The organism is Neisseria iguanae, from assembly GCF_003013245.1.
GTDB classification, from domain to species: Bacteria; Pseudomonadota; Gammaproteobacteria; order Burkholderiales; family Neisseriaceae; genus Neisseria; species Neisseria iguanae.
The window spans coordinates 1-8,619 of the sequence record NZ_PXYY01000101.1; the positions used below are offsets into that span (position 1 = coordinate 1).

The window sequence follows — 8,619 nt, forward strand, 5'->3', positions numbered from 1 at the left end:
CCGAAACAACCCCCGTCCGGCCCGGTAGGGCCTCTGAAAACCCCGCCGGCTTCCTGCGCCAAATGACAGACAGCCACTTGGCGGGTTTTGCGGTAGGACAACATAGCCCAACCGGGTTGGATACCCAAAATATCAGCGGCTGCACAGGTTGTGGCTTCCGGTACAAAAAACCGGAGAAGTTTTCTTTGGGTATTCTTTGTTAATTTGCAATGGTTATCTTTATTTTTGCCGTCTGACATGACGGCTAATCTACGTCAGGCCCAATATTTAATCAGCTATGATATATGTTGATCAAACATTAATTAGTCAAACTAAATCATATTTATAAAATTTAACTATGTTAATCAAAAATCAGATTTAAACTTAAAAATACCATATTTAGTATTATTGTGATTTAATGTACACTAAATATGGTATTTATTTATCTAATATGCAAACGCTAACCTTCATCACAGAACAAATTGTCTGGCAGGAAGTACCGAATGAAACTTCATTGGCATTTCTGATTGCTGGTTGTCCGCTGCGTTGTGAAGGCTGCCACAGTGCCGACAGTTGGAAAGCCGGTTTGGGCAAACCCTTAACCGCCGAATATCTAGCAGGCCGTCTGAAACGCTATCAAGGCTTGATTAGCTGTGTGCTGTTTATGGGCGGCGAATGGCAGTCGGACGAATTGACGCAACTGCTGATAGCCGTGAAACAGACCGGTTTGAAAACCTGTCTCTATACCGGCTTGGAACGCGCCGAGCTGGAAGTGGTTTCAGACGGCCTGATTCAGAATTTGGATTATTTGAAAACCGGCCGCTGGGTGATGGAATTGGGCGGCCTCGGCAGCGCGGCCACCAATCAGATATTTATGGATTTACGCACAGGCGAAGTGCTCAATCATTGGTTTGTTAGAGACAACCCCAAGAAAACCATCGCCATTACCCCTGCCGAGGCACGCTTTTTTCAGACGGCCTGACCGCCGCCATATCCCACCAATTTTACTAGGAGAGCAACATGATTCGGCTGTATCCCGAACAGTTAAACGGCAAACTCGATTTTATGCATGACTACATCCACGCGGCTAATGCAGCCGATGGCTCAAAAATGGACGCCAATGCCAACGTCACGCAGAAAAACATTGCCACGATGGAAGCGGAATTGATGAAAGATTTTTTCGTGCAGATTAACCGCAGTCAGGTGTCGCGCAAGATTGCCGAATTGTTCGGGCAGGGAGCAGCCGATGAATACATCCGCCAAATCGAAGCGCACGAAATTTATGTGCACGATGAAACCAGCCTCAAACCGTATTGCGTGTCGGTGACGCTGTATCCGTTTTTGCTCGACGGTTTGACCAAGCTCGGCGGTGAATCGAAAGCCCCTGAGCATTTGGCTTCGTTTTGCGGCTCGTTTGTGAATCTGGTGTTCGCCATCAGTGCGCAATTTGCCGGGGCAGTGGCAACGGTGGAATTTCTGACCTATTTCGATCACTTCGCCCGCCGAGATTTTGGCGATGATTATTTGGAAACCCATGCTGCCGAAGTGGCCAACCATCTGCAGCAGGTGGTGTACAGCATCAACCAGCCCGCCGCCGCACGCGGCTATCAGAGCGTGTTTTGGAATATTTCGGTGTATGACCAATATTATTTTGAAGCCATGTTCGGTGATTTTGTGTTTCCTGATTTCAGCAAACCTGATTGGCACAGCGTGGCCGAGCTGCAAAACTTTTTCCTGAAATGGTTTAACCGAGAGCGTACCAAAGCAGTGTTGACCTTTCCGGTTGTCACCGCCGCCATGCTTACGGATGAAGGCAAGTGCAAAGACACGCAGTTTGCCGACGAGATGGCGCAGGAATTGGCCGAGGGCAATTCATTTTTCGTGTATTTGTCCGACAATCCTGATTCGCTGGCTTCGTGTTGCCGTTTGCGCAACGCCATTGAAGACCGTACCTTTTCCTACACCTTGGGCGCAGGCGGTGTGGCGACCGGCTCGATTAACGTCATCACTATCAACATGAACCGCTTGGAACAAGACGGACGCGATTTGGCAGCAGAAGTAGCGAAAATCCACCAATACCAATACGCCTACCGCAAGCTGATGGAAGAATATCAGGCTGCGGGCATGTTGCCGGTATACGACGCAGGCTTTATCACGCTGGACAAACAATTTCTCACCATCGGCATCAACGGCATGGCCGAAGCGGCGGAATTTCATGACATCAAAGTCGGTTACAACGAAGAATATGTGCAGTTTGTGCAAGGCCGTCTGAAAATCATTTTCGAAGCCAATCAAGCCGCGGGCAAACATTATGGTGTAAAATTCAACACCGAATTCGTACCGGCGGAAAATCTCGGCGTGAAAAATGCCAAATGGGATAAAGCCGGCGGTTATCAGGTACGTCGCGATTGCTACAATTCTTATTTTTATGTGGTGGAAGATGAGGAAACCAATGCGCTGGATAAATTCCTGCTGCACGGTAAAGAGCTCGTCGATTGGCTCGACGGCGGCTCCGCGTTGCATCTGAATTTGGACGAAGCCCTGTCGAAAAGCGGCTACCGTTCGCTGCTCGACATCGCCGCAAAAACCGGCTGCAATTACTTCTGCGTCAATGTGCGCATCACCATTTGTAATGAATGCGGCTACATCGACAAACGCACCTTACACGCCTGCAGCAAGTGCGGTTCGCCCGACATCGACTACGGCACGCGCGTCATCGGCTATCTCAAACGCGTGTCAGCGTTCAGCAGCGGCCGTCGCAAAGAACACGCCTTACGCCATTACCACCGCCGGGCAGCGTGAAGCCGTCTGAAAGAAAGGCCGTCTGAATAGGATGATATCCGTTTCAGACGGCCTTTCTTTATATAATAAAGCGTAAGCAAACCTTCTCGGTTTATCAATCTGACAGCGTTGCTTTTCCTATTTGTTTTTGCACTGACACTGCTGGTTTATGCCGCGGATACTCAGGGCTGTATTGTGTTTTGGCAACATCACGGCCAAGCCGAAATGGTTACCGTAACCAAAAACACCGCCGAGAATGCAAGTGCGGAAGAAGCAAAAACAGAGTTAGAAGCATTTTGTCAAGTGCAAGGCCTGTTGTGAAACCTGAGTGCGCAAGCGGCGACCGTTTGCCAGAGCGTGATTGCGCTGAAAAATACCTGCGCCGCCGCACAGCCGTGTACGCAAGGCGTATTGAAACATGAAAATGTCGGTTGTGGCACAAAATCCAGCGTTTGCCAAGGTGCTGTATAAGCTTTGCAACAATGTCGTCTGAAATACGGGACAGCGCGGGTGGATGTGAGCTTGAAACCGTGTATTGCACATTATCGGCAGCTTACGCTAAGAAAGGGCGTCGCGGGCTGAAGCGTTGCATAAATTCAAGTTAAAATAAATGAAAATGGTTTGAGAATACACCATCTGAGCCCATAATCACTTCCATACCGATATTTGTCTTATATAATTAAATCTCATCTGAAAATCACCATGAAGAAAATTCTCTCCGCCTGCGTACTCAGCGGCTTGGCGGCCACCGCGGCCGCTGCCGATACCTACGGCTATTTGGCTTTTTGGCAAAACCCGAGCGACAGCAGCGATGTGTTGCACATTAAAACCACCCGAGAAAACCTCAACCAGCTCGATGCCGGCAACGAATTGGCCGAATATTGCCGCGGGCAAGATGCCTTGGCCGGGGTACAAAAAGACCAAGCCACCGGTTGCCAATCGGTCATGCCGCTGCAAAATACCTGTGTCGCCGTGGCTTATCCGCGCGCGCAAAACCGCATGACGACCGAAAACGTGGTCGTCATTAGCTCGCCTTTGTTTAAAAATACCCGCCAGACGGCGATTACCCAGTGCAGCAAAAAATTCGGTACCGAGGGCCAATGTGCCATCGAGGCATCATATTGCACTTCAAGCGATTATTACGGCGGTGCGATGAAGGCTTTGTGGAGCAGAATCAAGTCTTTGTAATTCCAAAAATCCGGAGGCCGTCTGAAACTTTCCTGATTTCAGATGGCTTTTTTAAACTTTTCAATAAGAAGAAAATCCATGCAGAATATCCGTTTCCCTTTAAATTTCCAATTCAAAATATTCACGCCATCAAACGATTTTTCCGTGTTCGATGCTGATGGTCAGGAAATTGCTTACACGCGGCAGAAGATTTTTAAAATCAAAGAGTCGGTACAAATTTTCCGCAACAGCAGCGACAAAACCGAATTGTTTAATATTCAGGCCGACCGTATGATTGATTTTAATGCGGTTTATACCGTGCGTACTTCCGACGGCACGCTCATCGGTAAAATCCAACGCCATGGCATGAAATCGTTGTGGAAAACCAGCTATGTGCTGTTTGATGAACAAGGGCGCGAAGTGTACCAACTGCGCGAGACCAACCCGATGGTGGCCTTGGTAAACGGCCTGATTGGCGAAATTCCGCTGCTCGGCTCGCTGACCGGTTATTTTCTTAACCCGACTTACGCACTCACTGAGCCAGACGGGCAGGAAGTGTACCGCCTTAAAAAAGAGCCGTCGTTTTTCGAGCGCAAGTTCAGCTTGGATAAACTCGCTGAAGCAGATGAGCGCGATGATGTGCTGGTATTGAATGCGGTAATGATGGTGATGCTGTTGGAACGCGGTGACGGGTAAATTGTTTGGCAAACAAAAGGCCGTCTGAAAACTTTTTTCAGACGGCCTTTTATATTCTTGTAAACGTTTTAAGCCTTACCTGTGCTGCCGAATCCGCCTTCGCCGCGTTCGCTGGCGGCAAATTCGTCCACCACTTTAAACGCCGCCTGAATCACCGGCACGATGACCATTTGCGCGATGCGTTCCATTGGTTCGATGGTAAACGCGGTTTGGCTGCGGTTCCAAACCGATACTTTCAATTCACCCTGATAATCCGAGTCAATCAGGCCGACGAGGTTGCCCAAGACAATACCGTGTTTGTGGCCGAGGCCCGAGCGGGGCAGCAACATGGCGGCGTAGGCAGGGTTGGCCAAATGTACCGCCAAACCGGTCGGTACCAGATAAGTTCCGCCCGGTTGGAGCGTGACCTCTTCATCCAAGCACGCGCGCAAGTCCAAGCCGGCGGAACCGGTTGTCGCATAGGCAGGAAGCTGTCCGGCCATTTTCGGGTTTAAGATTTTCAGCTCGACTTCTGTTTGCATGGTTTTTCTCGCATTAAAATTTTTCAGACGGCATTATAACAAGCTTGAGGCTGCCTGAAAAAAAAGCGTATCATTAGAGCAAACCACAGGAGAACCATCATGGATTTGCACAATATCCGCGAAGATTACAGTAAACGCGAGCTGTCGGAATCAGAGTGCGGCAGCAACCCTATTACCCAATTCGAACAATGGCTGAAAGAAGCCATGCATTCGCAGGTCAACGAGCCGACAGCGGTGAATGTGGCTGCCGTCGGCGAAGACGGTCGCCCCAACAGCCGCATGGTGCTGCTGAAAGAGGTGAATGCGCAAGGCTTTGTCTTTTTTACCAATTACCACAGTCGTAAGGGAAAATCATTTGCCGCCAATCCGTTTGCTGCGCTGACGTTTTTCTGGCCGGAATTGGAACGCCAAGTGCGTATTGAAGGGCGCATTGAGAAACTGGATGCCGCCGCTTCCGACGAATATTTTGACAGTCGCCCTTACACCAGCCGCATCGGCGCATGGGCGAGCAACCAAAGTGAAGTGATTTCCGGTAAGGCCATACTGGTGGCAAAAGCAGCGGCAGTCGGTGCGAAACACCCGCTGCACATACCGCGTCCGCCACATTGGGGCGGCTATATTGTGATTCCCGACTGCATTGAGTTTTGGCAGGGGCGGCCAAGCCGTTTGCACGACCGTATCCGGTATCGTTTGGAAAACGGTGTGTGGGTGAAAGAGCGGCTGTCACCTTGAATTGGCACGGTTTGTTTGGGGAATGAATTCAAGTTGCAATTCAAACGTGCCGGCCACCTGTCCGTCCCCCATTCTCCTGTCCGGCAGGGAAGGCTGGAATAAGGGATGGCTTTGGGACATTGGATGTTTGAAAACTGTCATGATGCGGATATGGTTTTCTGAAACTTTTCAATGCCGTCTGCCTCCTAACCGCCGCCGGGGGAAGGATCCGGTGGCAAAAGGAAAAGGCTGATTGGCAAAATGCTCGCATAAGGCTGCGGCATGCTGTTCCATGCCGCTTTTTTCCTTATCAAAACCGACACAAATTCAATAAAGTAGGGTAAAATCCGATTTGATATAAATATAAAAGGCCGTCTGAACCGTTTGTTTTTCAGACGGCCTCAGTATTGCATTGTTCAACCATCCTGCCGCGAAACGCCGCAGAAGAACCGTTATCCAACGTGTTAGGAGATTCACTATGGCCAAAAAGCCGACCAGTAAGCGCGAATGGCGTGATGGCGTGTCAACCGCCGCCAAAAAGCCCGTAAAGAAAAGCGTACCATTCAAAAGCAAACCGAAAGCCGAATCCGGCTTTAAATCCAAATCAAAAGAAACCGAATTCAAAGGTGGCCGCCGTGCTCGCGGCGAAGTCGTTTCAGACGGCCTGCAAGCGGGTAAAACCGCGGAATCAAGTTTCCGCGACCAAACCGCCGGGCAGAATCCGCGTGCGCCGAAACAGCATATTTCCAAAGCGAAAAAACTGATGGTGCGTAATCCGAACCAAAAAATCATGGAACACGCGCGGGATTTGAAAGAGCGCCGCAGCGATTTGTCGCGCTTCGAACCGGAACGTCTGCAAAAAGTGTTGGCCGCTTCGGGCGTGGGTTCGCGCCGTGAAATGGAAGAGTGGATTACCAACGGTTGGGTGATGGTCAATGGCCATGTGGCCGAGTTGGGTGAAAAAGTAACGCCCGATGATCATGTGACGGTGAAAGGCAATGTCATCAAGCTGAAATGGGCCGACCGCCTGCCGCGCATTATTCTGTATTACAAACAAGAAGGTGAAATCGTATCACGCGACGACCCCAAAGGCCACGTGAGCATTTTCGACCGTTTGCCGCAAGCTGCCAGCAGCCGCTGGGTGGCAATCGGACGCTTGGATATCAACACCAGCGGTTTGCTGATTCTGACCACGTCGGGTGAGTTGGTGCAGCGTTTTGCCCACCCGAGTTTTGAGGTCGAGCGCGAATACGCCGTGCGCGTGTTGGGCGGATTAAGTACCGGGCAAATGCGTATGCTGACCCAGGAAGGCGTGATGCTGGAAGACGGTTTGGCCAAAGTCGAACGCATTTGCGAGCAGGGCGGCGAAGGTATGAACAAATGGTATAACGTGGTGATTAAGGAAGGCCGTAACCGAGAAGTGCGCCGCATTTTTGAAAGCCAAGGTCTGACTGTAAGCCGCTTGGTGCGCGTGGGTTTCGGTCCAATCGGCTTGCCGAACCGCCTGAAACGCGGCCAGTTTTACGAGCTGAATCCGGTGGAAGTGGCCAACATCATGAAATGGGTGGATATGCTGCTGCCGGGCGAATACCGCCGCCGTTCTTAATTAATGCGTGATAACAGTAATAAAGGCATTCTAAAAGACGTAGATTTGAAAATGGTCAGTGCAGCAGCAACCATTGCCGACAGCGATAAACTTTACACCCGACTGCAGGGCAATACTTCAACACCCAGACATATCATTTATGAAATCAACGCCAATGATCCCGTAGCAACATGGCCCGTGATCGGCAATAATCCCGCCACCACTGCACTCAGTGGTGGCAAAAACCAACTCGGCAACTGGATTCATGTCCTTTCCGGACAGGAAACCACCGCGCATAACTGCTATGGCCTAGGTACGCCTAATTGTGTCGAACTGGGTCATACGGACAAACTGGAAATGCCCAAAACACAAACCATAGATCAGGCTAACAAATAATTAGGAGTAATTAAATGAAAAAACTATTACTTTGATTACTATAATTAAGTTTATCTTCTTGCGCTATTCTTTTTCCAAGTTTTTATCAACCACCACCTGATGACGGCACATACTGGAGGCTGCATAAATGGGCAAATGATCTAGATCAAAATTCCGATTTAAAAACTTATGCCATACAATATTTAGATAAACTAGATGATGATTTCCGACAATGTGGTTTAGATCCTGTTGGGGGGTACTATAGCAAGTATAGAGAAGTAAACAGCTATGCCGAGGGAACTATCTGTTTGGAAGAAAAAGGTTGGTATCGAACAACCGGCCCCGTTTGTACCACAATGCATTCGCAATTTGATGAGCCGGTTTGTGTCAAATGGCGTGAGGAAAGAGGACTGCAAAATGCGCCACGGCCTCAAACACCATTTAACAAATAAACTTTATATGGTGAATTGAAATCAATGCCGTCTGAATGTCTATGAAGATGATTTTCAGACGGCATTTTGTGTATTGTGAAATGAGATTGAAGATGTTCAGCTTTGATTTATCTGATGAAACCATTGTTTTAGCCCATCGTGACCAACGCCGCGCCGAAATTTACACCTTTGGCACCTTGCTCAACCGCTATGAAATCATGCAGCCTGACGGCACGTGGTTTAACACGATCAAAGGCCATCTGTCTCCGCAGCAGTGCCGCCAAACGATGACTGATGGTTTTCGCAGCGCAAAACTCAGCCCGTTTGCCTGTCGCGTGCGGCATGGCAGATACGTTTTTCATGGGCAGAATTA

8 protein-coding genes and 2 pseudogenes are annotated in these 8,619 nt (G+C 49.4%); 8 read left to right on the plus strand and 2 right to left on the minus strand.

Annotated elements, in window-relative coordinates; translation table 11 throughout:
• A pseudogene (locus tag C7N83_RS11845) lies at positions 1-239 on the minus strand (IS1595 family transposase); the annotation flags it as partial.
• Positions 240-430: 191 nt separating this feature from the next.
• On the opposite strand from C7N83_RS11845, the gene nrdG reads away from it, so the two are divergent.
• The 4 genes from nrdG (at position 431) to C7N83_RS11870 (ending at position 4,623) form a co-directional block, all read left to right on the plus strand.
• On the plus strand, positions 431-961 hold the full coding sequence (nrdG, locus tag C7N83_RS11850; protein ID WP_106742874.1) for an anaerobic ribonucleoside-triphosphate reductase activating protein: 531 nt from the start codon (positions 431-433) through the stop codon (positions 959-961).
• Positions 962-999: 38 nt separating this feature from the next.
• On the plus strand, positions 1,000-2,781 hold the full coding sequence (nrdD, locus tag C7N83_RS11855; protein WP_106742876.1) for an anaerobic ribonucleoside-triphosphate reductase: 1,782 nt from the start codon (positions 1,000-1,002) through the stop codon (positions 2,779-2,781).
• 681 nt (positions 2,782-3,462) lie between these two features.
• Positions 3,463-3,948: a DUF4189 domain-containing protein gene (locus C7N83_RS11865; protein WP_106742879.1), complete on the plus strand. Its 486-nt coding sequence runs from the start codon at positions 3,463-3,465 to the stop codon at positions 3,946-3,948.
• 78 nt (positions 3,949-4,026) lie between these two features.
• On the plus strand, positions 4,027-4,623 hold the full coding sequence (locus C7N83_RS11870; RefSeq protein WP_106742881.1) for an LURP-one-related/scramblase family protein: 597 nt from the start codon (positions 4,027-4,029) through the stop codon (positions 4,621-4,623).
• Between the two features lie 68 nt (positions 4,624-4,691).
• Here the strand turns inward: C7N83_RS11870 and dut are convergent, their stop codons facing one another.
• Complete coding sequence (gene dut / locus C7N83_RS11875) at positions 4,692-5,144, minus strand: dUTP diphosphatase (RefSeq protein WP_106742883.1); 453 nt, start codon at positions 5,142-5,144, stop codon at positions 4,692-4,694.
• A gap of 99 nt (positions 5,145-5,243) precedes the next feature.
• Between dut and pdxH the strand changes: the two genes are divergently transcribed.
• The 4 genes and pseudogenes from pdxH to C7N83_RS11895 form a co-directional block, all read left to right on the plus strand.
• The gene (pdxH, locus tag C7N83_RS11880) at positions 5,244-5,876 is read left to right on the plus strand and encodes a pyridoxamine 5'-phosphate oxidase (protein ID WP_106742884.1); all 633 of its coding nucleotides are present in this window, start codon (positions 5,244-5,246) and stop codon (positions 5,874-5,876) included.
• A gap of 457 nt (positions 5,877-6,333) precedes the next feature.
• The gene (locus C7N83_RS11885) at positions 6,334-7,461 is read left to right on the plus strand and encodes a pseudouridine synthase (RefSeq protein ID WP_106742886.1); all 1,128 of its coding nucleotides are present in this window, start codon (positions 6,334-6,336) and stop codon (positions 7,459-7,461) included.
• 3 nt (positions 7,462-7,464) lie between these two features.
• The gene (locus C7N83_RS11890; RefSeq protein WP_106742888.1) at positions 7,465-7,836 is read left to right on the plus strand and encodes a hypothetical protein; all 372 of its coding nucleotides are present in this window, start codon (positions 7,465-7,467) and stop codon (positions 7,834-7,836) included.
• 466 nt (positions 7,837-8,302) lie between these two features.
• Positions 8,303-8,619, plus strand: a pseudogene (locus tag C7N83_RS11895) (hypothetical protein); the annotation flags it as partial.

What these genes read in the sequence shown, in the direction of transcription:
- nrdG (WP_106742874.1), top strand. Translation starts at nt 431, where the DNA reads ATGCAAACGCTAACCTTCATCACAGAACAAATTGTCTGGCAGGAAGTA.
- nrdD (WP_106742876.1), top strand. Translation starts at nt 1,000, where the DNA reads ATGATTCGGCTGTATCCCGAACAGTTAAACGGCAAACTCGATTTTATG.
- C7N83_RS11865 (WP_106742879.1), top strand. Translation starts at nt 3,463, where the DNA reads ATGAAGAAAATTCTCTCCGCCTGCGTACTCAGCGGCTTGGCGGCCACC.
- C7N83_RS11870 (WP_106742881.1), top strand. Translation starts at nt 4,027, where the DNA reads ATGCAGAATATCCGTTTCCCTTTAAATTTCCAATTCAAAATATTCACG.
- dut (WP_106742883.1), bottom strand. Translation starts at nt 5,144, where the DNA reads ATGCAAACAGAAGTCGAGCTGAAAATCTTAAACCCGAAAATGGCCGGA.
- pdxH (WP_106742884.1), top strand. Translation starts at nt 5,244, where the DNA reads ATGGATTTGCACAATATCCGCGAAGATTACAGTAAACGCGAGCTGTCG.
- C7N83_RS11885 (WP_106742886.1), top strand. Translation starts at nt 6,334, where the DNA reads ATGGCCAAAAAGCCGACCAGTAAGCGCGAATGGCGTGATGGCGTGTCA.
- C7N83_RS11890 (WP_106742888.1), top strand. Translation starts at nt 7,465, where the DNA reads ATGCGTGATAACAGTAATAAAGGCATTCTAAAAGACGTAGATTTGAAA.